This is a genomic window from Mycobacterium sp. 360MFTsu5.1, from assembly GCF_000383495.1.
Lineage (GTDB): Bacteria > Actinomycetota > Actinomycetes > Mycobacteriales > Mycobacteriaceae > Mycobacterium > Mycobacterium mucogenicum_B.
This window is the reverse complement of sequence record NZ_KB911468.1, coordinates 135,694-160,394: the sequence shown is the minus strand read 5'-3', so window position 1 is coordinate 160,394 and position 24,701 is coordinate 135,694. Positions and strand designations below refer to the sequence as shown.

Sequence of the window (24,701 nt, the reverse complement as noted above, 5' to 3'; positions counted from 1 at the left end):
ATGAAAGCCACATTTTGACAGGTGTCAAGCGGCTGCAATCGATTTGACGTGCGCATTTGTGGGGCCGCCACACCGCCTTCAATGGCGCGTCCTGGCGAGTGCACCCTAAGAGAAGTGCAATAATCGGTACTAGCAGTGACATCAAAATTTTGGCGGGCGCCGGGCTGGCGATCGTGAGCACCGTTCTGCGGCGTCTCCGAACAGTGCGACGGACGGTCGAAACAGAGTGTGAAAGGCAGGCGTCGTGGGTCTCAACGACGACGACAACGGCACCGGCGCCGGGAGTGGCGCAGCCTCGCGGCAGAAGCTCGAGAAGGTCGTCATCCGCTTCGCCGGTGACTCCGGTGACGGTATGCAGCTGACCGGTGACCGGTTCACTTCGGAAGCCGCGCTCTTCGGCAATGACCTTGCGACGCAGCCGAATTACCCCGCCGAGATCCGCGCACCACAGGGCACCCTGCCCGGTGTGTCGTCGTTCCAGATCCAGATCGCGGATTACGACATCCTCACCGCCGGTGACCGCCCCGACGTGCTGGTCGCGATGAACCCGGCCGCACTCAAGGCCAACGTCGCCGACCTGCCGCGCGGCGGCATGATCATCGCCAATTCCGACGAGTTCACCAAGCGCAACCTGGCCAAGGTCGGGTACGAGGAGAACCCGCTCGAGAACGACGAGCTGTCCGAGTTCGTCGTCATCCCGGTGGCGATGACCACGCTGACCCTGGCCGCCGTCGAGGTCATCGGCGCGACCAAGAAGGACGGTCAGCGCGCCAAGAACATGTTCGGGCTCGGCCTGCTGTCCTGGATGTACGGCCGCGAGCTGGAGCACAGCGAGGCCTTCATCCGTGAGAAGTTCGCCCGCAAGCCCGAGATCGCCGAGGCCAACGTGCTGGCGCTCAAGGCCGGCTGGAACTACGGCGAGACCACCGAGGCCTTCGGCACCACCTACGAGGTGGCCCCGGCCAAGCTCAAGTCCGGTGAATACCGACAGATCTCGGGCAACACGGCCATGGCGTACGGCATCGTCGCCGCCGGTCAGCTGGGTGACATCCAGGTGGTGCTCGGCACCTACCCGATCACCCCGGCCAGCGACATCCTGCACGAGCTGTCCAAGCACAAGAACTTCAATGTCCTGACCTTCCAGGCCGAGGACGAGATCGCTGGTATCGGAGCGGCCATCGGTGCGTCGTACGGCGGCGCGCTCGGTGTGACCAGCACGTCGGGCCCCGGTGTCTCGCTGAAGTCCGAGGCCATCGGCCTCGCGGTCATGACCGAGCTGCCGCTCATCGTCATCGACGTGCAGCGCGGTGGCCCGTCCACGGGTCTGCCGACCAAGACCGAGCAGGCTGACCTGCTGCAGGCGCTCTACGGCCGCAACGGTGAATCGCCCGTCGCGGTGCTGGCGCCCGCCTCCCCGTCGGACTGCTTCGACATCGCGGTCGAGGCCGTGCGGATCGCCATCGCGTACCACACGCCGGTGATCATCCTGTCCGACGGCGCGATCGCCAATGGCTCCGAGCCGTGGCGTATCCCGGACATCGCGAGCTACCCGGCCATCGAGCACACGTTCGCCAAGTCGGGCGAGCCGTTCCAGCCGTACGCGCGTGACCCCGAGACGCTGGGGCGCCAGTTCGCCATCCCGGGTACCGCCGGTCTGGAGCACCGCATCGGTGGTCTCGAGGCGGCCAACGGCTCCGGCAACATCTCCTACGAGCCCAAGAACCACGACCTCATGGTCCGGTTGCGCCAGCTCAAGATCGACGGCATCAAGGTGCCCGACCTCGAGGTCGACGACCCGAGCGGCGAAGCCGAGCTGCTGATGCTCGGTTGGGGCAGCTCGTACGGCCCCATCGGCGAAGCGTGCCGCCGCGCCCGGCGCAACGGCGTCAAGGTTGCCCACGCGCAGCTGCGCCACCTCAACCCGTTCCCGGCGAACCTCGAAGAGGTCCTGCGCAAGTACGACAAGGTCGTCGTGCCCGAGATGAACCTCGGTCAGCTGGCGCTGCTGCTGCGCGGCAAGTACCTGGTCGACGTCCAGTCGGTGACCAAGGTCGAGGGCATGGCATTCCTGGCCGACGAGGTCGAGGGCATCATCAGCGCGGCGCTGGACGGATCGTTGCGCGAGAAGGAAACTGACAAGGCCAAGTTCGCACGGTTGGCAGCCGCCACCGTGGAAACCGGTGTGGGAGCAAACGCATGACGGATCTGATCGGTGCTGATCTGGGCCTGACCGAAGCCCTCAGCAAGACTGCCCTGGTTCCGACCACGGACCAGCCGCAGAAGGGCAAGGACTTCACCAGCGACCAGGAGGTGCGCTGGTGCCCGGGTTGCGGTGACTACGTCATCCTCAACACCATCCGCAACTTCCTGCCGGAGCTGGGCCTGCGCCGCGAGAACATCGCGTTCATCAGCGGCATCGGCTGCTCGAGCCGGTTCCCGTACTACCTGGAGACCTACGGGTTCCACTCGATCCACGGTCGTGCCCCGACCATCGCCACCGGTCTGGCGCTCGCCCGTCCGGACCTGTCGGTGTGGGTCGTCACCGGTGACGGTGACTCGCTGTCGATCGGTGGTAACCACCTGATCCACGCGCTGCGCCGCAACATCAACATCACGATCCTGCTGTTCAACAACCGGATCTACGGTCTGACCAAGGGCCAGTACTCGCCGACCTCCGAGGTCGGCAAGGTCACCAAGTCGACCCCGATGGGCTCGCTGGACCAGCCGTTCAACCCCGTGTCGCTGGCCCTCGGTGCCGAGGCGACGTTCGTCGGCCGCGCGCTGGACTCCGACCGCAAGGGTCTGACCGAGGTGCTCAAGGCCGCGGCCCAGCACCGCGGTGCCGCCATCGTCGAGATTCTGCAGGACTGCCCGATCTTCAACGACGGCTCCTTCGACGCGCTGCGCAAGGAAGGCGCCGAGGAGCGCCTGATCAACCTGCAGCACGGCCAGCCGATCACCTTCGGCGCGGAGAACGAGTACTGCGTGACCAAGTCCGGCTACGGACTGGAGATCGGGAAGACCGCCGACGTCGATCCGTCGGACATCGTGGTGCACAACGCTCACCTCGACGACCCGGCCTACGCCTTCGCGCTGTCGCGCCTGTCGGAGCAGAACCTCGAGCACACCGTGATGGGTATCTTCCGTCAGGTGAACCGGCCGACGTACGACGACGAAGCGCGGGCTCAGATCGCCTCGGCGCGGGAATCCAAGGCGCACGACACCGCCGCTCTGCAATCCTTGCTGCGTGGCAAGGACACTTGGACAGTCGACGAGTAACAACGCATTGACCGAAGACGCCCCGCTGGCCGCAGTTGTATTGGCCGGCGGGGCGTCTCGTCGTATGGGGCGCGACAAGGCCACCGTGCGGTTCCGCGGGCCGGCGGGGGAGATCACGTTCGTGGAGCAGGCGGTGGCGACGCTGCGAACCCGCTGCCAGGCGGTGTTCGTCATCGCCGCCCGTGGCCAGGGGCTGCCTGACCTGGACGCGGAAGTGTTGCGCGACGCGACTCCCGGCGTGGGACCACTGCTGGCCACCGCTCGTGGTCTGCGCGCGGCGGCCGACGCCGGATACTCGCGCGCCTTCGTGTGCGCCGTGGACATGCCGTATCTGACGACGGAGCTGATCGACGAGCTGGCCGAGTACGCGGCACGTGTCGACGCCGACGTGGTGCTGCCCTGGGACGGGCGGGATCACTACCTGGCGGGTATCTACCGGACCGCGCTGGCCACCCGGGCCGACGAGCTGGTGGCCCACGGGCGGCGCAGCATGCGGGCCCTGGTCGACACCTCCGACACCCAGCGCGTGGTGATGGACCGGCAGCGGGCGCTCGTCAACGTCAACAGCCCGGACGATTTGGTCTGACCTGTCAGCAAAGGTTGACCGCGGGCAGTGCATTCTTGCATTTCTTGCTGTTCTTCGAATTCGGACTTCTTGCAATTCCGCCATATGTGCCGAATTCTCGAATTAGTCGACACAATTCCGTGCAATTGTCCGCTCCGGCACGCCGTGAATTCGAAAGATGTTGCCGCGCAGTAGGTTTGAGTCGTCATGCGGGCCGGTTGATGGTTAACGCCGCTCGAACAGTGCACATCGGGTGCATGAAAAGCGCTGATTGGCGGCGGTGTCGAGCGGCCCTATGAAGTCCAACCGGGTTTGACGCGTACGTCGGCAGCGAACTGCGGCTCCGGCGCAACCGGATTTCACCGGGCGACACGCCGGAGGTTTAACGCGGACACTGCAGAAATGTGCCGCTGACCTGCGACAACTGTGACTCGTGTGAATGGAATTCTGTGTGCCAGGCCACAATTTCATGGTGACCTCTATCACGAAATGTTGCCGAACTGTGATTTGTTAGCGGGGCTTTATATAACGCGTGACCTGCTTATGTTCCTCTCAGGTTCGGCCGTGATCTGCCTGTTATCTGGCTGGGATGGGTTCGACATTGCCCGGCGAATCCTTGCTACGGTCCTCGTGCTGCTCCAAGAGAGCAAATAACTGAAAAACCATGAACCTGCGTGTGAGCGGGATCGCGGTGGGACCAGAGCAGATGGCCTGGTGCCCGTAGTGTCCGCCGGCTTCGAGCCCGGACCGATCAAGCCGCCCCCGCTGTCGTGTCTGACCGAGACGGCACGATCCAGCCCCCTAACGCCTGCCCGGCAGGCAGCAGTTCGCACCGCCTATGCGCGGGCGATGTTTGGCGCGCGCTCGGCGAGAGGAACAACGTGAAGAACATCCGCACAACGCTTGGACTGGTTGCCGTTGCTGGGGCAGTTGCTGTGGCCCCGATGGTCATCGGTACCGGTACCGCGAATGCGGACGGCGGCCACAACTGGGACGCCGTTGCAGCCTGTGAGTCTGGTGGCAACTGGGCGATCAACACCGGCAACGGTTACTACGGTGGGCTGCAGTTCAACCTCGGCACCTGGCGTGCCAACGGCGGCTCGGGCATGCCCCACACCGCCAGCAAGGACGAGCAGATTCGAGTCGCCGAGAACGTCGCCGCCCGTCAGGGCATGGGCGCTTGGCCGGTCTGCGGCCGTCGGGGCTAATTCCCGAAGGCTCAGAGCGCCTCAAACGCTCGAACGAGACAAACAGAGGGTGTCGGACCACACGGTCCGACACCCTCTGTCATTGTCACGGCCGTTGTCCCGGGCGGCCAGGGGTGATCCGTCACTTGATGAAACTATGGGGTATGGCGACGCACGACATCGCGACCGGCCTCGGCACCCTGCGGGTCCACGTCAGTGGTTCTGGCGACCCGATTCTCCTGATGCCCAGTCTGTTGACCGACCACACGCTGTACGCGGCGCAGGTGGCCCACTTCTCTACGAGCTACACCACGATCGCCGTCGACCCGCCGGGGCAGGGGCGCAGCGAGCCGCTGCGCAGTGCCTTCACCTTCGAGGCCAGCGCCCGGGCGTACCTCGACGTCCTGGACGCGCTTGGCCTGCCGTGGGCGCACCTCGTCGGCAATTCGTGGGGCGCCATGATCGGCGGCACGATGTCGGCGACATTCCCCGAGCGGGTCGGGTGTGCGGTGCTGCTCAACGGCACGGCGTCCGGGGGTCCCCGCTGGGACCGCCTGCAACTCGCGCTGGCGGCCCGGATGACCCGGCTGGCCGGGCGCCCACTCTTCGTGCGGTCGACGGTCGTGCCGCGCTTCCTCGGGAAGACCACGCGCCGTCAGCGGCCCGACCTGGTCGACGGACTGGTGACGATGATCAGGCGCAACGATGCCCGGTCCGCCAGCTTCGCGGTGGAGAGCATCGTGGTCAGGCGGCCCGATCAGCATGCGCTGTTCGGCCACATCGCCGTCCCGACCCTGGTGGTGGCGGGCCGCGAGGACGCGAGTTTCCCGGTCGCCGAAGTACGCCGGATGGCCGAGGCGATTCCGGGCTCGGAGCTGGTGGTCCTGGATCGGATCGGCCACCTGGCCGCCTATGAGGCGCCCGACACCGTCAATGCCCTCATCGACGACTTCCTCGACCGCCACCGCAGGCAATAATCGCGCGAGGTGGCGCGCCGTCATGTGCTAACAACGAAGTCATGGCCCTGACACCGTTCGACGACCTGGATACGTACTTCTCTCTGCCCCGGGTGTCCGGGCTCGCGGTCTCGCCCGACGGCCGCCGCGTCGTCACGATGATCAGCGAGCTGAACGCCAAGGGCACCGAATTCATCACCGCGGCTTGGGAACTCGACGCCGACGGTCAGCGCGAGGCGCGCCGGCTGACGTACGGAGCCAAAGGGGAGTCCCAGCCGGCGTTCACCGCGGCCGGTGACCTGCTGTTCGTCGCGGCGCGCCCCACCGACACCGACGATGAACCGCCGGCGGCGCTGTGGCGACTGCCCGCCAACGGAGGTGAGGCACAACGGATTCTGGAGCTGGCGGGCGGCGTCAGTGGTGTGCACGCGGCCCACTCGGCCGACGTCGTGGTGGTGACGGCGCCGATGCTCCCGTCGGCCGGCACGCCCGACGATGACAAGCGGCTGCGCACCCTCCGCAAGGACAAGAAGGTGTCGGCGATCCTGCACACCGGATACCCGGTGCGGCACTGGGACCACGATCTGGGCCCGGATCACACGCACCTGCTCCGTGTCGAATCCGGTGCGGCCCATGACATCACACCGCAGCCGGGGATGGCGCTGAACGAGGCCACCGTCGACATCAGCGCGGACGGCAGCTTCGCCGTCGCGTCCTGGGAGCTCCCCGCACCGGGGGCCGCGCTGCGCAGCGTCCTGGTCCGCATCGACATCGGCACGGGGGAGCGCACCGTCATCGCCGACGACCCGGCCGCCGACCTCGGGCACCCGTCGATCTCGCCCGACGGCACCACCGTCGCGTACCTGCGGGAGACGCACTCGACACCAGAGCAGGCGCCGCGGATCACCTTGTGCCGCCAGGTCTTCGGTGCCGAGCCGGTCGAGCTCACCGCCCACTGGGACCGCTGGCCGGCATCGGTGACCTGGTCGCACGACGGGTCGACCCTGCTGGTCACCGCGGACGACAACGGCCGGGCGCCGATCTTCGCCGTCGACCCGTCGAGCGGTGCGGTCACCCGGTTGACGCACGACGACTTCGCGTACGGCGAGGTGCGGCCCGTCGCCGGTGGCGCGCTGTATGCCCTGCGCAGCAGCTACCTGAGCCCGCCGCATCCGGTCCGGGTCGACGGCGACGGGTCCGTCACCGTGCTCCCGAGTGTCGAATTTCCCGAATTGCCAGGCGAATTGGTCGAGCTGACGGCAACCGCGGACGACGGTACGCCCGTTCGTTCCTGGCTGACACTGCCGGCCGGCGATGCCCCCGCGCCGCTGCTGCTGTGGGTGCACGGCGGTCCGCTGGGCAGCTGGAACACGTGGCACTGGCGGTGGAATCCCTGGCTGCTCACCGCGCTCGGCTACGCCGTGCTGATGCCGGACCCGGCGCTGTCCACCGGATACGGTCAGGACTTCATCCAACGCGGCTGGGGTGCTTGGGGTTTCGCGCCGTACACCGACCTGATGGCCGCTGTCGACGCGGCGTGCGCGCACCCGCGCATCGACAGCAGCCGGATCGCCGCGATGGGTGGCTCGTTCGGCGGCTACATGGCCAACTGGATCGCCGGGCACACCGACCGGTTCGCCGCCATCGTCACGCACGCCAGCCTGTGGGCGCTGGATCAGTTCGGGCCGACGACCGACGGCGCCTACTGGTGGGCCCGCGAGATGACACCCGAGATGGCCGAACGCAATTCACCGCACCGCCATGTCGAGAACATCACGACCCCGATGCTGGTGATCCACGGTGACAAGGACTATCGCGTCCCGATCGGTGAAGGCCTGCGGTTGTGGAACGACCTGCTGACCCGGTCGGGGCTCCCGGCCGACGACGCCGGCACCACCGCGCACCGCTACCTGTACTACCCGTCCGAAGGGCACTGGATCGCCGCGCCGCAGCACGCCAAGATCTGGTACCAGGTGGTGGCGGCATTCCTGTCCGAGCACGTGCGCAAGGAACACGTCGACCTGCCGGAGACCCTCGGTTAGGTTTGCAGCATGACCGCACCGCAGCGCGAATTCGACATCGTTCTCTATGGCGCCACCGGCTTCGTCGGGAAGCTGACCGCCCAGTACCTGGCCGAGAACGGAGGACAGGCGCGGATAGCGCTGGCGGGCCGGTCGATGGACAAACTGGCCGCGGTCCGCGACTCGCTCGGCGCGGCCGGGCAGGGCTGGGGCCTGATCCAGGCCGACGCCTCGTCGCAGCACACCCTCGATGCCATGGCCGAGCGGACCCAGGTGGTGGTCACCACGGTCGGGCCGTACCTCAAATACGGGCTGCCGCTCGTGGCGGCGTGCGCCGCGGCCGGTACCGACTACGCCGACCTCACCGGCGAGAGCCTGTTCATCCGGGAGAGCATCGACCTGTTCCACAAGCAGGCCGCCGACACGGGCGCCCGCATCGTGCATTCGTGCGGATTCGATTCCATCCCTTCGGATCTCACGGTCTATGCGCTGTTCAAGGCCGCCCAGGCGGACGGCGCCGGCGAGCTCACCGACACCGACTACGTGCTCCGCGGATTCTCCGGCGGGGTGTCGGGCGGCACCGTCGCCTCGATGCTCGAGCTGTTCACGCGGACGTCCGGTGACGAGGAACTGCGGCGGACCATGATGGATCCGTACACGCTGACCACCGATCGCGGCGCCGAGCCCGACCTCGGCCACCAGACCGACACGCCGTGGCGCCGGGGCCGGGACATCGCCCCCGAACTCGCCGGCACGTGGACCGGTGCCTTCGTCATGGCCGTCGCCAACACCCGCATCGTGCGGCGCAGCAACGCACTGCTGGACTGGGAGTACGGGCGCCGGTTGCGGTACGCGGAGCACATGAGCCTGGGGTCGTCGCCCATCGCGCCGGTGGCCTCGGCGCTGGGCACCGCGGCCAACGCGGCCGTCATGAACCTCGGCAGCCGCTTCTTCAACAAGCTGCCCCGTGGCCTCATCGACCGCGTCGTGCCGAAGCCCGGGACCGGGCCCAGCGAGCGGGCGCGCGACAAGGGCTACTACCGCGTCGAGACGTACACCCGCACCACCAGCGGCGCCCGGTACCGCTCGGTCATGGCGCAGCAGGGTGACCCGGGCTACAAGGCGACCGCGGTGCTGCTGGGCGAGAGCGGGCTGGCGCTGGCCCTCGACCGCGACCGGCTCTCGGACCTCAAGGGCGTCCTGACCCCGGCCGCGGCCATGGGCGATGTGTTGATCACCCGGCTGCCGGCCGCCGGCGTCACCTTCGAAACCGAGGCGCTGGGGCGCTGATTCGCGCAGCAAGCGCCGAAGTGCTGTGCCACGCCGCCGACCCGGCTAGTGTCGGCGGCGAGGCGCTTCACACACATCGGTGACGAGGGGAACATGCCATGGCTGGTCTTGACGAACTGCTCAATCAGATTCCGACACAAGAGATTGCGGCCAAGCTCGGCGCTGATGAAGGGGAGGTGAACAGCGCCGTACAACAACTGGTGCCGCTGCTGCTGGGCGGTGTGCAGCAGACTGCGCAGGACCACCCTGATACCGCGGCCGGCCTCGAAAGCGAAGCCGCCGACCATGCGGCGAGCGGGCTGCTCGACGGGGGCGTGACGGTCGACCAGGTCAACCAGGACCAGGGCGCCGACGCCATCGCGAAGATCTTCGGCGGCAATGACAGTGGCCAGGTCGCGTCGGCGCTCGCCGGTGGCGGCGCGGGCAACAGTGAGCTGATCCAGAAGCTGCTGCCGATCCTGGCGCCCATCGTGCTGGCCTACATCGGCAAGCAGCTCACCGGCGGTGGTGGCGCGGCGTCGACGCCTGCGGCATCCGGCGGCGGCGGACTCGGTGACGTGCTGGGCAACATCCTCGGTGGCGCGCTGAGCGGTAACAAGGCGGGCAGCAACGCGAACTCCGGGGACAACCCGCTCGGCAGCATCCTGGGCAGCGTCCTCGGCGGTGGCGGCAACCAGGGCGCCGGCGGCGTGCTCGGCAGTGTCCTGGGCGGGTTGTTCGGCAACAAGAAGTAGCCCCCGAGGGGCAGTTTTATGTCAGCTCACCGGGTTTACCTAGAATTGGCCGGTGACTGCCAGCGATACACCTGATCCCGCGACCGTGACTGCGGCCGATGCTCTGCCCAAAACGTGGGATCCGAGCGCGGTAGAAGCTGACATGTACCAGGGCTGGGTCGACGCCGGATACTTCACCGCCGACCCGACCAGCGACAAGCCGCCGTACTCCATCGTGCTGCCGCCGCCGAACGTCACCGGCAGCCTGCACATGGGCCACGCGCTCGACCACACCCTGATGGACGCGCTCACCCGCCGGAAGCGCATGCAGGGTTACGAGGTGCTGTGGCTGCCCGGCATGGACCACGCCGGTATCGCCACGCAGACCCTGGTCGAGAAGCAGCTCGCCGCCGAGGGCAAGACCAAGGAGGACTTCGGCCGCGAGGGCTTCGTGGAGAAGGTCTGGGAGTGGAAGCGCGAGTCCGGCGGCACCATCGGTGGCCAGATGCGCCGCCTGGGTGACGGCGTCGACTGGAGCCGCGACCGCTTCACCATGGACGAGGGCCTGTCGCGCGCCGTCCGCACCATCTTCAAGCGGCTTTTCGACGCCGGCCTGATCTACCGCGCCGAGCGGCTGGTCAACTGGTCGCCGGTGCTGGAGACCGCGATCTCCGACCTCGAGGTCAAGTACGACGACGTCGAGGGCGAGCTGGTCTCGTTCCGGTACGGCTCGATGAACGACGCCGAGCCGCACCTGGTCGTGGCAACCACGCGACTCGAGACGATGCTCGGTGACACCGCCATCGCGGTGCACCCCGACGACGAGCGCTACCGCGCACTGGTCGGCAAGACCCTGCCGCACCCGTTCCTGGACCGCGACATCATCATCGTGGCCGACACGCACGTCGACCCCGAATTCGGCACGGGCGCAGTCAAAGTCACGCCGGCCCACGACCCGAACGACTTCGAGATCGGCCTACGGCACAACCTCGCGATGCCGACGATCATGGACACCAAGGGCGCCATCGCCGGTACCGGAACCGAGTTCGACGGCATGGACCGCTTCGAGGCCCGCGTCAAGGTGCGCGAGAAGCTGGCCGCCGAGGGCCGCATCGTCGCCGAGAAGCGGCCGTACCTGCACAGCGTCGGGCACTCCGAGCGCAGCGGTGAGGCCATCGAGCCGCGGCTGTCCATGCAGTGGTGGGTCAAGGTGGAATCGCTGGCCAAGGCTGCCGGTGACGCAGTCCGTAACGGCGACACCGTGATTCACCCGACCAGCCTGGAACCCCGCTGGTTCGCCTGGGTCGACGACATGCACGACTGGTGTATCTCCCGTCAGCTCTGGTGGGGCCACCGCATCCCGATCTGGCACGGCCCCGACGGCGAGACCGTCTGCGTCGGCCCGGACGAGGAGCCGCCCGCGGGCTGGGAGCAGGACCCCGACGTGCTCGACACGTGGTTCTCCTCGGCGCTGTGGCCGTTCTCGACCATGGGCTGGCCCGACAAGACGCCGGAGCTCGAGAAGTTCTATCCGACAACGGTTCTCGTCACGGGCTACGACATCCTGTTCTTCTGGGTGGCCCGCATGATGATGTTCGGCACGTTCGTCGCCGACGACCCGGTGCTCGATGGGGCCAAGGTGCCTTTTGAGAACGTCTTCCTACACGGGCTGATCCGCGATCAGTTCGGCCAGAAGATGAGCAAGTCCAAGGGCAACGGCATCGACCCGCTGGACTGGGTCGAGATGTTCGGCGCCGACGCGCTGCGCTTCACACTGGCTCGCGGCGCCAGCCCCGGCGGCGATCTGTCCATCGGTGAGGACCACGCCCGCGCGTCGCGCAACTTCGCGACGAAGCTGTTCAACGCAACGCGTTTCGCGATGATGAACGGTGCGGCGCCGGCCGCGCTGCCGGCTGCCGCTGAACTCACCGACGCCGACCGCTGGATTCTGGGCCGGCTCGAAGAGGTCCGCGCCGAGGTGGACAGCACGCTGGAGCGCTACGAGTTCAGCCGCGCGTGTGAGGCGCTGTACCACTTCGCCTGGGACGAGTTCTGTGACTGGTACCTGGAGCTCGCGAAAGCCCAACTGTTCGAAGGTGGTTCGCGCGCCGAACACACCAAGGCAGTCCTGGCCGCCGTGCTCGACGTGCTGCTCAAGCTGCTGCACCCGGTCATGCCGTTCGTCACCGAGGCGCTGTGGAAGTCGCTGACCGGTGGTGAGTCGGTCGTCATCGCCGAGTGGCCGCAGGCATCGGGTGTCGCGCTGGACCAGGTGTCCGCGCAGCGGATCACCGACATGCAGAAGCTGATCACCGAGGTCCGCCGGTTCCGCAGTGACCAGGGCCTCAACGACCGGCAGAAGGTGCCCGCGCGCCTGGTGGGCATCAGCGAGGCCGACCTGGATGCCCAGGTGGCCGCCGTGACGTCCCTGGCGTGGCTGACCGAGCCGGCCGACGGCTTCAACCCCTCGGCGGCAGTGGAGGTCCGGCTGTCCAAGGGCACCGTCGTCGTCGAGGTGGACACCTCGGGCACCGTCGACGTCGCCGCCGAGCGGCGCCGGCTCGAGAAGGACTTGGCCGCCGCGCAGAAGGAACTCGCCCAGACCGCAGGCAAATTGGGCAACGAGGCATTCCTCGCGAAGGCGCCGGAGGATGTGGTCGCCAAGATCAAGGCCCGCCAGCAGCTGGCCACCGAAGAGGTCGACCGGATCAATTCCCGGCTGGCGAGCCTGCCGTCCGCATGAGCGCCCCCACACCCGACGAGATCGCCGAACTGCTGCAGGTCGAGTACCTGCTCGACCAGCGGTGGCCGGAGACGAAGATCGAGCCGAGCACCGTCCGGATCGAGGCGCTGCTGGAGATGCTCGGTTCGCCGCAGCGCGGCTACCCGAGCATCCACGTGGCCGGCACCAACGGCAAGACGTCGGTCACCCGGATGATCGACGCGCTGCTGACGGCGTTCTCGCGGCGCACCGGCCGGACGACGAGCCCGCACCTGCAGGCCGCCACCGAACGCATCGCGATCGACGGAAAGCCCATCAGCCCAGCGCAATACGTCGCCACGTACACCGAGATCGAGCCGTTCGTCGAGATCGTCGACCGGCAGTCGGAAGCCGGCGAGCTGGGTGAACCGGGACCCAAGATGAGCAAGTTCGAGGTGCTCACCGCCATGGCGTTCGCGGCCTTCGCCGACGCGCCGGTGGACGTCGCGGTTGTCGAGACCGGCCTGGGCGGACGGTGGGATGCCACCAACGTCGTCGAAGCCCCGGTCGCGGTGATCACGCCGATCGGCTTGGACCACACCGATTATCTCGGCGACACCATCGCCGCGATCGCGGGGGAGAAGGCCGGCATCATCGCCCGCCAGCAGCCCGACCTGGTGCCCGCCGGCACCGACCCCAGCACCGTCGCGGTGATCGCCCGCCAGCCCGCCGAAGCCATGGAAGTGCTGATGGCACAGGCGGTTACGGCCGACGCCGCTGTGGCGCGGGAGGACTCCGAGTTCGCCGTCCGCGGCCGGCAGGTCGCCGTCGGTGGGCAGCTGCTGGAACTGCAGGGCCTCGGTGGCGTCTACACCGACATCTTCCTGCCACTGCACGGCGAGCACCAGGCGCACAACGCCGTCCTCGCCCTGGCCGCTGTCGAGGCGTTCTTCGGTGCCGGGGCCGACCGTCAGCTCGACGTCGACACCGTGCGCCAGGGGTTCGCCTCGGTGTCCACCCCGGGCCGGCTGGAGCGCATGCGCAGTGCCCCAACGGTATTCATCGACGCCGCGCACAATCCGGCCGGTGCCGCGGCCCTCGCCGACGCACTGCAGACGGAGTTCGAGTTCCGGTTCCTGGTCGGCGTCATCTCGGTCATGGCGGACAAGGACGTCACGGGCATCCTGGCCGCGCTCGAGCCGGCGTTCGACCTGGTGGTGGTGACCCACAACGGGTCGCCGCGCGCCATGGACACCGAGACGCTGGCGTCCCTGGCGGAGGAGACCTTCGGACCAGAGCGCGTCATCACCGCGCCGAACCTGCCCGACGCCATCGAGGCGGCGACGGCGCTGGTGGAGGAGTCGGGCAACGACTACGGCTCGTCGGACGGCTACTCCGGCTCGGGCATGGTGATCACCGGCTCGGTCGTGACGGCCGGTGCGGCCCGCACCTTGTTCGGAAAGGACCCGGCATGACGGCCCCGAACCAGCCCGACCCCTGGAAGAGCTTCCGGGGCGTGATGGCCGGCACCCTGATCCTCGAAGTCATCGTGGTGCTGCTGGCGCTGCCGGTGGTGTCGGTGTTCCACGGTGGCCTGACGCCGCTCAGCAGCGGCTACCTCATCGGCATGGCCGTCGTACTGGCCCTGTTGTCGGGGATGCAGGGCCGGCCGTGGGCACTGTGGGTCAACATCGGCATGCAGTTCGTGCTGATCCTGGGCGCGTTCATCGACGTGACCATCGGCATCGTCGGCATCATCTTCCTGCTCGTCTGGGTCCTGATCGCGTACCTGCGGTCCGAGGTCAAGCGGCGCCAGGACCGCGGCCTGCTGCCCGGCCAGCAGTGAGTTCCGCCCGAATCGTTCGATTCGGTTACTGACTAGTACGCTGTCCGCCGTGACTGAGCAGACCCTTGTTTTGATCAAGCCCGACGGCGTCAAGCGCAACCTGATCGGCGAAATCATCAGCCGGATCGAGCGCAAGGGCCTGACCTTCGCTGCGCTGGAGCTGAAGACCGTCAGCGTGGAGCTGGCGACCAAGCACTACGCCGAGCACGAGGGCAAGCCTTTCTTCGGTGACCTGCTGGAATTCATCACCTCCGGCCCGGTTGTGGCCGCCATCGTCGAGGGCCCGCGTGCCGTCGCCGCCTTCCGGCAGATCGCCGGCGGCACCGATCCGGTGGAGAAGGCCGCGACCGGCACCATCCGTGGTGACCTGGCCCTGATCACCCAGGACAACCTGGTGCACGGCTCGGATTCGCCGGAGTCCGCGGCCCGTGAAATCGCCCTGTGGTTCCCCGGTAACTGACACTGTGGTCCGCCGGTAGCTGAGCTATCGGCGGCACCTCGTCGGAGATTGGCCGGCGATGTGGGATACTGGCCTACGGGTGACCTGCTTCATACCAGGAGCGGACGCCCGGATGAAGACTTAGACGACGCGACCACCCGGAGAAATCCGGGTGCGGCGCCGACCGTCCAGCCATCATTCAGCCAGGCGCCGAGGGCTCCCCGTGGGCCGCTAGGTGCGAGACCACAACAATCTCGGGAGAAGTTCCCCGAGCCAATACAAGAAGCCCTCGCGTGGCCGCGTCGCAGGACGCGCCCGGGGGCTTGAGGAGAATACGTGGCCGACGATGCCCAACTTGAAGACCGATCCGAAGACGCCGGCAGTGCAGCGGAGCCGATAGAGCTCCCGGAGCGCCTGCGGATTTTCTCGCTCGCCCGGATCCTCGGGACGACCAGCAAGAAGATCACCGAGACGCTCGCCGAGGTCGACGGCAGGCCCCGCAACCCGGCTTCCACGGTGACCCGTGCCGAGGCCGAGCGCGTCCGTGACCTCCTGGGACTCGGTGGCGAAGCGACGCAGGACCCGGCACCCGCCGCACCGGCGGAGGCCGCCGAGCCGGCAGCCGAAGTGCTGGTCGAGGTCGTCAGCGAAACCTCTGAAGCGACCGCCGAGGTCGCCGTCGAAGCCGTCGACGTCGCCGAAGCCGCTGTCGAGATCGCCCGCGAGGCGGCCGATGCCGGCGCCGCGGAGCCCGACGAAGACGAGCCCGAGTCGCGCCTGCTGCTCGAGACGGTCCCGGCGCCCGCCGCTGAGCCCGCCGACTACCTGCCGCTGTTCGTGGCGCCGCAGCCCGTGACGTTCCGGCCGCCGGCCGAGCCCGACGACTTCGCTGACGACGACACCGCCGACGAGGCGGCCGACGCCGGCGACGAGGGTGGCGAGGACGGCACCGACGAAGACGGTGAGCGGCCCGCCAACCGGCGCCGTCGTCGTGGTCGCCGGGGACGTGGCCGCGGCCGGGGTGAACAGAGCAGCGACGACGCGACCGACGGTGACGCCGAAGGTGAGACGCAGGACGCGTCGGCCGAGGGCGACGAGGACACCGACGGCGAGGCCGACGAGGACGCCGGTGACGACGACGCGAACGCGTCGGACGGTGCCAGCCGTCGTCGCCGTCGTCGCCGCCGCCGCAAGTCGGGCGGTGCCGGTGGTGACGATGCCGATGGCGAGGCCGGTTCGCCGGACGACCCGCCCAACACCGTCGTCCACGAGCGCGCCCCGCGCGCCAAGTCGGACAACAACGAAATCCAGGGCATCACCGGGTCCACCCGGTTGGAGGCCAAGCGGCAGCGCCGTCGCGACGGCCGTGACGCGGGCCGCCGCCGTCCGCCGATCCTGAGCGAGGCCGAGTTCCTGGCCCGCCGCGAAGCCGTCGAGCGCGTGATGGTGGTGCGCGACAAGATCCGCACCGAGCCGCCGCACGAAGGTGCCCGGTACACCCAGATCGCCGTGCTGGAAGACGGCGTCGTCGTCGAGCACTTCGTCACGTCCGCGGCGTCGGCCAGCCTGGTCGGCAACATCTACCTCGGCATCGTGCAGAACGTGCTGCCCTCGATGGAGGCGGCATTCGTCGACATCGGCCGCGGCCGCAACGGTGTGCTCTACGCCGGTGAGGTCAACTGGGAGGCCGCCGGCCTCGGCGGCAACAACCGCAAGATCGAGCAGGCGCTCAAGCCCGGCGACTACGTCGTCGTCCAGGTCAGCAAGGACCCGGTCGGGCACAAGGGCGCCCGCCTCACCACGCAGATTTCGCTGGCCGGTCGCTACCTGGTGTACGTGCCGGGGGCCTCGTCGACCGGGATCAGCCGCAAACTGCCCGACACCGAGCGGCAGCGCCTGAAGGAAATCCTCAAGGAGGTCGTGCCTGCAGACGCCGGTGTGATCATCCGCACCGCGTCCGAGGGCGTGAAGGAAGAGGACATCCGCTCGGACGTCAATCGGCTGCAGGAACGCTGGAACCAGATCGACACCGAGGCCACAACTATCAAGGCCAAGGCCGCCGGCGCCGCAGTGGCGCTGTACGAAGAGCCCGACGTCCTGGTCAAGGTCATCCGCGACCTGTTCAACGAGGATTTCTCCAAGCTCGTGGTGTCAGGTGACGAGGCCTGGAACACCATCAACGGCTACGTGAGTTCCGTTGCGCCCGAACTGCTTTCGCGTATGTCGCAGTACGAGCCCGCCGGTGGGCCCACGGGTCCGGACGTGTTCTCGGTGTACCGCATCGACGAGCAGCTGGCGAAGGCGATGGATCGCAAGGTGTGGCTGCCCTCGGGCGGCACCCTGGTGATCGACCGCACCGAGGCCATGACCGTCGTCGACGTCAACACCGGCAAGTTCACCGGCTCGGGCGGCAACCTGGAGCAGACGGTCACCCGCAACAACCTCGAAGCGGCCGAGGAGATCGTCCGTCAGCTGCGGCTGCGGGACATCGGCGGCATCATCGTCATCGACTTCATCGACATGGTGCTCGAATCCAACCGTGACCTGGTGCTGCGCCGCCTCACCGAGGCGCTGGCCCGGGACCGGACCCGCCACCAGGTGTCCGAGGTCACCTCACTCGGACTGGTGCAGCTGACCCGCAAGCGTCTCGGCACCGGCCTGATCGAGGCGTTCTCCACGACTTGTTCGCACTGCGCGGGCCGCGGCATCGTGCTGCACGGCGATCCGGTGGACACCGCGTCGGCGAACGGCCGCAAGGCCGAGGCCGCCGGCGGTGCCGGTGGTGGCGGTGGCCGGCGCAGCAAGCGCGCCAAGAAGGCCGCGCCGCGCGCCGAGGAGACTCCGGTGGCCAAGGTGCCGCCGCACCCGCAGGGCGAGCACCCGATGTTCAAGGCCATGGCGGCCGCGAACGGCAAGCACGAGGACGAACTCGACGACGAAGACGTCACCGAGGACACCGAGGGCCTGGCCGACGAAGCGGCCGACAGCGATGCCGTCGAGTCCACCGAGGTGCTGACCGAGCTGGACACCGACGAAGACGTCGAAGACGACGAGGAAGCCGACGAGTCCGAAGACGACGAGGACGCCGAGGACGACGAACTCGAAGTCGAGCTCGACGAGGACTTCGAGGACAGCGACGAAGACGACGACGAGCTGGACCTCGACGACGACACCGACGAAGACGACGACGACTCGGACGACGACTCGGATGAGGACGGCGAAGACGAGGACGACGACGAAGACGACGAAGACGACGACGAGGACGAGGACGATCAGCCCGCTGAACCGGCCGTCGCCCGGGCTCCCGTCGTCCGGCAGCGGCGCCGCGCCGCGGCCCGTCCCGCCGGTCCGCCGGTCGGAGGTGTCGATGGCTGATGCCGTGAGGGTCCACGCGGTTTGACCCTCGAATAACTGGTCACGTACCCTTGACCAGTTGTCGCCTGGCCGACACCGGCGACAGTGGGTGCCTACCGGCCCCGCACCACAGACCCGCGCTCGCAGCCTTCGGGTGGCGCGCGCCCCGCAGTAGACGAAACGAAGAACAGAGGAACACCAACGATGGCAGCCGATAACGCCACGTACGCAATCGTCAAGACTGGTGGCAAGCAGTACAAGGTTGCCGTCGGTGACGTGGTCAAGATCGAGAAGCTCGACGCTGAGCAGGGCGCCTCGGTGTCGCTGCCCGTCGCTCTCGTGGTCGAGGGTGCGAAGGTCACCACCAGCGCCGACGCGCTGGCCAAGGTCGCTGTCACCGGTGAGGTGCTCGAGCACACCAAGGGCCCGAAGATCCGTATCCACAAGTTCAAGAACAAGACCGGCTACCACAAGCGCCAGGGCCACCGTCAGCAGCTGACGGTCGTCAAGGTCACCGGCATCAAGTAAGTAAGGGAGCGAACAGACATGGCACATAAAAAGGGCGCGTCCAGCTCTCGTAACGGTCGCGATTCAGCCGCCCAGCGGCTCGGCGTCAAGCGCTTCGGCGGCCAGGTCGTCAAGGCCGGCGAGATCCTCGTCCGTCAGCGCGGCACCCACTTCCACCCGGGCGTGAATGTCGGTCGCGGTGGCGACGACACCCTGTTCGCCACGGCCGCCGGCTCGGTGCTCTTCGGCTCCAAGCGTGGTCGCAAGACGGTCAACATCGTCCCGGTCGAGGCTTAACCTTTTCCCACGAGGTGTGAAGCTGCCACGAGGTTTCGCCTCGTGGCAGCTTTTCTTTTTCTTGAGGGAGAGGACGTCAGATGGCACCCCGGTTCGTTGACCGTGTGGTGATCCACGCGCGCGCCGGCAACGGCGGCAATGGCTGTGCATCGGTACACCGCGAGAAGTTCAAGCCGCTCGGTGGGCCGGACGGCGGCAACGGCGGCAAGGGCGGCAGCATCGTCCTGGTCGTCGACCCGCAGGTGCACACCTTGCTGGACTTCCACTTCCGCCCGCACGTCGACGCACCCTCCGGCAAGCCCGGCGCCGGCAGTAATCGTGACGGGGCCGCGGGCGCCGATCTCGAGGTCCACGTGCCCGACGGCACCGTCGTGCTCGATGACCAGGGCCGCATGCTGGCCGACCTGGTGGGTGCCGGTACCCGCTTCGAGGCCGCCGCCGGTGGCCGCGGCGGGCTGGGCAACGCCGCACTGGCCTCGCGGGCCCGCAAGGCGCCCGGCTTCGCGCTGCTGGGGGAGAAGGGCGAGATCCGGGATCTCACCCTCGAACTCAAGACGGTCGCCGATGTGGGCCTCGTCGGTTTCCCGTCGGCCGGTAAATCCTCTCTGGTGTCGGCCATCTCGGCCGCCAAGCCGAAGATCGCGGACTACCCGTTCACCACACTCGTGCCCAACCTCGGTGTGGTCTCGGCGGGCGACAACACGTTCACCGTCGCCGACGTCCCCGGCCTGATCCCCGGCGCCTCGGAAGGCCGCGGCCTGGGCCTGGACTTCCTGCGGCACATCGAACGCTGCGCCGTGCTGGTGCATGTGGTGGACTGCGCGACCCTGGAGCCGGGCCGTGACCCGATCTCCGACATCGAGGCGCTCGAGGCCGAGCTGGCCGCGTATACGCCGACGCTGCAAGGGGATTCGACGCTGGGCGACCTGGCAGAGCGCCCCCGTGCGGTGCTGCTCAACAAGATCGACGTGCCCGACGCCCGCGAACTCGCCGACTTCGTGAAGGAAGAGGTGGCGGCCAAGTACGGCTGGCCCGTCTACGAAATCTCGACCGTCAGCCGAGATGGCCTGCGCCCGTTGACCTTTGCTCTGTGGGACATGGTCGCGGCGTACCGCGCCGCACAGCCCGTGGTGGCCCCGCGCCGGCCGATCATCCGGCCCGTCGCGGTCAACGAGACCGGCTTCACCGTCGAATCGGACGGTTCGGGCGGCTTCATCGTGCGCGGTACCCGGCCGGAACGCTGGATTGCCCAGACGGCCTTCGACAACGACGAGGCGGTCGGCTACCTCGGTGACCGCCTGGCGCGCCTGGGTGTCGAGGACGAACTGCTCAAGAAGGGTGCCCGCGCGGGCTGCGCGGTGACCATCGGCGACGTCACCTTCGACTGGGAGCCGCAGACGCCTGCGGGTGTCGACATGCAGATGTCCGGTCGCGGCACCGACATTCGCCTGGAGCAGACCGACCGCGTCGGGGCCGCGGAACGCAAGGCGGCCCGCAAGGAGCGTCGTCGGTCGGCGGAGGACACCGAGGACGACCTGTGACGGAGGGCTCCGGCACGGTCTCGGCGCATCGCGAGGCCGTGCGCACCGCGCGCAGCGTCGTCGTCAAGATCGGCACCACGGCGCTCACCGCGCCCAACGGCATGTTCGACGCCAATCGGCTGGCCACGCTGGCCGACGCCATCGAGAAGCGGATGAAGGCCGGTTCGGACGTCGTGATCGTGTCGTCCGGCGCCATCGCCGCCGGCATCGAGCCGCTCGGCCTGAGCCGGCGCCCGACGGACCTGGCCACCAAGCAGGCCGCGGCCAGCGTGGGGCAGGTGGCCCTCGTCAACTCGTGGAGTGCGGCGTTCGGCCGGTACGACCGGACCGTCGGGCAGGTACTGCTGACCGCCCACGACATCGCCCAGCGCGCGCAGCACAACAACGCGCAGCGCACGCTGGACCGGCTGCGGGCGCTGCACGCGGTCGCGATCGTCAACGAGAACGACACAGTGGCCACCAACGAAATCCGGTTCGGTGACAACGACCGGCTGTCGGCCCTGGTGGCCCAGCTGGTCGGGGCCGACGCGCTGATCCTGCTGAGTGACATCGACGGGCTGTACGACTCCGACCCCCGCAAGGGCAATGCGCGCTTCATCCCCGAGGTCGCCGCGTCGGGTGACCTCGACGGCGTGTCTGCGACCGGGGGCAGCCACCTGGGCACCGGCGGCATGGCCTCCAAGCTGTCGTCCGCCCTGTTGGCCGCCGATGCCGGTGTGCCGGTCCTGCTCGCGGCCGCCAGCGACGCGGCTGCCGCGCTGACCGACGCCTCGGTGGGCACGGTCTTCGCGGCGCGCCCCGAGCGCATGTCGGCGCGCCGGTTCTGGGTGCGCTACGCGGCGGAGACGACGGGGACCCTGACGCTGGACGCCGGTGCGGTGCGGGCGGTCGTCGGGCAAAGAAAATCTTTGCTTCCCGCCGGGATCACCGCGGTCGCCGGACGCTTCCATGGCGGCGACGTCGTCGAGTTGCATGGCCCCGACGGCACCGCGGTGGCGCGGGGCGTCGTCGCGTACGACGATTCCGAGCTCGCGGGCATCATCGGCCGGTCCACCCCCGAACTGCCCGTCGAGCTGCGCCGACCCGCCGTGCACGCCGATGACCTGGTAGCAATTTGACGTCGACTTTGTGTGTATTTGGCTAGAATCGACGCCTCGTTCGGTGTTTTCCCTGCTGGAGAAGGCCTACCCATTAAATTAGGGTTATGCTGCCTTCGACACCTGACGCAGCAAACAGAATTGAGGGGGCGATGGCGAGACAGTCCGTGCTGGCGGTCGGCGCGCATCCCGATGACATCGAACTGGGCTGCGGCGGTGCGCTGGCAAAGCATGTCGCGGCCGGCGACCGGGTCACGATGTTGGTGGTGACCCGCGGCGAGGAGGGGCCCGGCGACTCGCAGGAGCGGGTGCGCGAGCAGCTCCGCGCGGTGGAGGTGCTCGGGGTCCACGAACTGCTGTGGGGCCAGGGTTTCGGCGACTGCCGCGTTTCGCTGCAGGAGTTCGAGCTGGTTCACCTGATCGAAGACGCCATCGAAAAGTCCTCTGCCACAATCGTTTACACCCACACGGCCAACGACAGTCATCAGGACCACCGGGTGGTCTCCCGCTGTACCCTCGGTGCGGCGCGCTGGGTGTCGTCGATCATGACGTACGGCGGACCGTCGGCCATCGGTTTCAATCCGACGGCGTTCGTCGATATCTCCGATTCGCTGGACAAGAAGATCGAAGCCCTGATGTCGCACGTCTCGCAGGCCGAGGCCAGCGAGAAGGTCAGTGCTTCGTGGGTGCGCAGTTCCGCTGAGCACTACGGCTTCCTGTGCCGCCGGGCGTTCGCCGAGGGTTTCGAACCGGCCCGACTGGTCGTCGATTTCTGACCCTGTGCCGACCTTTCTCATTGTCGGTGCCGGCCCGACCGGGCTGGGCGCTGCCGTCCGGCTGACCGAACTCGGGATCGACCACGTGGTGGTGGACGCCGGCGATCAGGTCGGCGGCATGGCCACGTCGGTGCGCGACGCACACGGTTTCACCTGGGATCTCGGCGGCCACGTGCTGCACAGCCACTTCGCGGAGTTCGACCGTGCGGTCGACGCCTCGGGCGTCAAGATGAACGACGTCGCCCGCAACGGCTGGGTGTGGCTCGACGGCAGCGGGCCGCAGAGTCTGGTGCCCACGCCCATCCAGCAGCAACTCGACGCGATGCCGACCGACCTGTACCCGGACGCACCGCTGCACAACCTCGCCGATTATTACCGCAACAATTTCGGTGGCAAACTTTTTGACGAATTTTTCGGGCCCTACAACTACAAGATGTGGACGGCCCCGCTCGAGCACATCGACCACGAATGGACGTCGTTGCGCAGCGGCAGCGCCGCGCCGAACGTGCCGCGCCTCGGCTTGGCCGGCTCGGCGACGGCACCCGCGGGCAGCTTTCCGTATCCGATCGGCGGTACCGGTGCGTTGTGGCAGGGCGTCCACGACCGGCTGCTGGCGCCCGGGACGGTGCGGCTCGGCACCCGCGTCGTCGACGTCGATGTGGCCGGGCGGGTCGCCACGCTGGATGACGGCTCGACCGTCGCGTACGACCACTGCGTCAGCTCGGCGCCGTTGACGACGGCCTGGGGCTGGCTCGGTGGCGCCGGAGCGCAGGGGACGGCCGAGCGAAACACCTTGTGCGCCAGTCGTATCTACGCGGTCGGCCTGGGTTACCGCGGTGCGGCGCCCGAGGCGCTGGCCGACAAGACCTGGCTGTACTGCCCGGACCTGGGCGTGCCCTGGTACCGGGCCACGATGCTGAACAACTACGACCCCGCCAACGCCGGCGACGGCCGCTGGAACGTCCTGTGCGAGGTGCCGCTGCTGCCGGGACAGGCACTGACCGCCGATGATGCGGTGCGGCGCACCGAGGAATCACTGCGGGCGCTGGGGGCCGACTCGGAGTACGTGGTGAGCCGGTTCGTGCAGGAAGTCCCGATGGGTTATCCCGTGCCGACCCTGGGTCGTGACGACATCGTGCGGACCGTCGACGAGCGGCTGCGTGCGCACGGCTTCTACAGCCGCGGCCGGTTCGGTGGGTGGCGCTATGAGTCGTCGAACCAGGACTACGGCTACATGCAGGGCCGGGAGGCCGTGGACAACGCGTTGTCCGGTACGCCGGAGGACGTCTACTGGCACCCGGACAGGTTCTGAGCGGCCAATTCGCCGGCCAGTAGCGCAAGGATCTCCGAACAGCCACTCTCGATCTTCACCGTGGCCAGGTCGTCGCCGCGGGTGGTGCCGCGGTTGATGATGGCGACGGGCTTGCCGGCGGCGGCCGCGTACCGGACGAAGCGGTAGCCCGAGTACACCGTCAGCGACGATCCCGCGACCAGCAGCGCGTCGGCCGCGTCGACCATGCCGTACGCCTGTTGCACGCGGTCTTTCGGCACGCTGTCGCCGAAGTACACGATGTCGGGTTTGAGGATGCCGCCGCAGCGCGGACAGTCCAGGTACCGGAATGTCGCGGTGTCCTCGACCGTGGCGTCGGCGTCGGGGGCCACGCCGATACTGCCGACCTCGGCCCGTTCGGTGAACCCGGGATTGAGCCGTTCCAGTTCGACGGCCAGCGCGGCCCGCGTCATGGTGTGCCCGCAGCTCAGGCAGACGACCTGCGCGTAGGTGCCGTGCAGGTTCACCACGGTCTGGGAGCCGGCCTTGGTGTGCAGCAGGTCGACGTTCTGGGTGATGACACCCGTCACCAGGCCTGCGCGTTCCAGGGCCGCCACGGCGCGGTGGCCGGCGTTGGGCCGGCGGGCGGCCATATGCCGCCAGCCGATGTGATTGCGGGCCCAGTACCGCTGCCGGAAGGCCGGCCCGGACAGGAACTGCTGGATGGTCATCGGATTGCTCGGCGGCGAGTCCGGTCCGCGATAGTCCGGGATACCCGAATCGGTGGAGATACCGGCGCCGGTCAGCACGGCGAGACGCCGGTCGGCCAGCAGATTGACCAGTTCAGGAGCCTGCACGTCAT

At 68.1% G+C, this 24,701-nt stretch carries 19 protein-coding genes and 1 pseudogene; 19 read left to right on the top strand and 1 reads right to left on the bottom strand.

What is annotated here, in order from left to right:
* The first annotated feature begins 244 nt into the window (after window positions 1–244).
* The 19 genes and pseudogenes from H289_RS0117920 (at window position 245) to H289_RS0117825 (ending at window position 23,881) form a co-directional block, all read left to right on the top strand.
* Entirely contained in the window at window positions 245–2,200 is a 1,956-nt protein-coding gene (locus tag H289_RS0117920; protein WP_020102195.1) for a 2-oxoacid:acceptor oxidoreductase subunit alpha, read from the top strand.
* Window positions 2,197–3,279, top strand: a complete 1,083-nt coding sequence (locus H289_RS0117915) for a 2-oxoacid:ferredoxin oxidoreductase subunit beta (RefSeq protein WP_020102194.1) — start codon at window positions 2,197–2,199, stop codon at window positions 3,277–3,279. The genes H289_RS0117920 and H289_RS0117915 overlap by 4 nt, the downstream gene beginning before the upstream one ends.
* A gap of 7 nt (window positions 3,280–3,286) precedes the next feature.
* Window positions 3,287–3,865, top strand: coding sequence for a molybdenum cofactor guanylyltransferase (mobA, locus tag H289_RS0117910; protein ID WP_029105389.1), 579 nt, complete (start codon window positions 3,287–3,289; stop codon window positions 3,863–3,865).
* A 965-nt stretch (window positions 3,866–4,830) separates the two neighbouring features.
* A pseudogene (locus tag H289_RS0117900) lies at window positions 4,831–5,052 on the top strand (transglycosylase family protein); the annotation flags it as partial.
* A gap of 143 nt (window positions 5,053–5,195) precedes the next feature.
* Window positions 5,196–6,008 carry an alpha/beta fold hydrolase gene (locus H289_RS0117895; RefSeq protein ID WP_020102190.1) on the top strand — a complete coding sequence of 271 codons (813 nt, stop codon included), beginning with the start codon at window positions 5,196–5,198 and terminating at the stop codon, window positions 6,006–6,008.
* A 41-nt stretch (window positions 6,009–6,049) separates the two neighbouring features.
* On the top strand, window positions 6,050–8,029 hold the full coding sequence (locus H289_RS0117890; RefSeq protein WP_020102189.1) for a S9 family peptidase: 1,980 nt from the start codon (window positions 6,050–6,052) through the stop codon (window positions 8,027–8,029).
* Window positions 8,030–8,038: 9 nt separating this feature from the next.
* On the top strand, window positions 8,039–9,298 hold the full coding sequence (locus H289_RS0117885) for a saccharopine dehydrogenase family protein (protein ID WP_020102188.1): 1,260 nt from the start codon (window positions 8,039–8,041) through the stop codon (window positions 9,296–9,298).
* Window positions 9,299–9,396: 98 nt separating this feature from the next.
* Window positions 9,397–10,032 (top strand): DUF937 domain-containing protein, encoded by a 636-nt coding sequence (locus tag H289_RS0117880; protein WP_020102187.1) that lies wholly within the window; start codon window positions 9,397–9,399, stop codon window positions 10,030–10,032.
* A gap of 52 nt (window positions 10,033–10,084) precedes the next feature.
* A complete protein-coding gene (locus H289_RS0117875) occupies window positions 10,085–12,754 on the top strand; it encodes a valine--tRNA ligase (protein ID WP_029105386.1) in 2,670 nt (889 codons plus the stop codon).
* Complete coding sequence (folC, locus tag H289_RS0117870) at window positions 12,751–14,187, top strand: bifunctional tetrahydrofolate synthase/dihydrofolate synthase (protein ID WP_020102185.1); 1,437 nt, start codon at window positions 12,751–12,753, stop codon at window positions 14,185–14,187. Before H289_RS0117875 ends, folC begins: the two co-directional genes overlap by 4 nt.
* Window positions 14,184–14,558, top strand: coding sequence for a DUF4233 domain-containing protein (locus H289_RS0117865; RefSeq protein WP_020102184.1), 375 nt, complete (start codon window positions 14,184–14,186; stop codon window positions 14,556–14,558). Before folC ends, H289_RS0117865 begins: the two co-directional genes overlap by 4 nt.
* 49 nt (window positions 14,559–14,607) lie before the next feature.
* Entirely contained in the window at window positions 14,608–15,018 is a 411-nt protein-coding gene (gene ndk / locus H289_RS0117860; RefSeq protein WP_020102183.1) for a nucleoside-diphosphate kinase, read from the top strand.
* A gap of 315 nt (window positions 15,019–15,333) precedes the next feature.
* Window positions 15,334–18,372, top strand: coding sequence for a ribonuclease E (gene rne, locus H289_RS0117855; protein ID WP_020102182.1), 3,039 nt, complete (start codon window positions 15,334–15,336; stop codon window positions 18,370–18,372).
* A gap of 183 nt (window positions 18,373–18,555) precedes the next feature.
* Window positions 18,556–18,879 (top strand): 50S ribosomal protein L21, encoded by a 324-nt coding sequence (gene rplU, locus H289_RS0117850; protein ID WP_020102181.1) that lies wholly within the window; start codon window positions 18,556–18,558, stop codon window positions 18,877–18,879.
* A gap of 18 nt (window positions 18,880–18,897) precedes the next feature.
* Window positions 18,898–19,155, top strand: a complete 258-nt coding sequence (gene rpmA, locus H289_RS0117845; RefSeq protein ID WP_020102180.1) for a 50S ribosomal protein L27 — start codon at window positions 18,898–18,900, stop codon at window positions 19,153–19,155.
* Between the two features lie 80 nt (window positions 19,156–19,235).
* A complete protein-coding gene (gene obgE, locus H289_RS0117840; protein ID WP_036420786.1) occupies window positions 19,236–20,696 on the top strand; it encodes a GTPase ObgE in 1,461 nt (486 codons plus the stop codon).
* Window positions 20,693–21,814: a glutamate 5-kinase gene (gene proB / locus H289_RS0117835; RefSeq protein WP_020102178.1), complete on the top strand. Its 1,122-nt coding sequence runs from the start codon at window positions 20,693–20,695 to the stop codon at window positions 21,812–21,814. Before obgE ends, proB begins: the two co-directional genes overlap by 4 nt.
* A 131-nt stretch (window positions 21,815–21,945) precedes the next feature.
* Window positions 21,946–22,569, top strand: a complete 624-nt coding sequence (locus H289_RS0117830) for a PIG-L deacetylase family protein (protein WP_020102177.1) — start codon at window positions 21,946–21,948, stop codon at window positions 22,567–22,569.
* 4 nt (window positions 22,570–22,573) lie between these two features.
* Window positions 22,574–23,881, top strand: coding sequence for a protoporphyrinogen/coproporphyrinogen oxidase (locus tag H289_RS0117825; RefSeq protein WP_020102176.1), 1,308 nt, complete (start codon window positions 22,574–22,576; stop codon window positions 23,879–23,881).
* Here H289_RS0117825 and H289_RS0117820 read toward each other — a convergent pair.
* A complete protein-coding gene (locus tag H289_RS0117820; RefSeq protein ID WP_020102175.1) occupies window positions 23,857–24,696 on the bottom strand; it encodes an NAD-dependent protein deacetylase in 840 nt (279 codons plus the stop codon). The two genes, H289_RS0117825 and H289_RS0117820, sit on opposite strands and share 25 nt — an antisense overlap.
* Window positions 24,697–24,701: the final 5 nt, after the last annotated feature.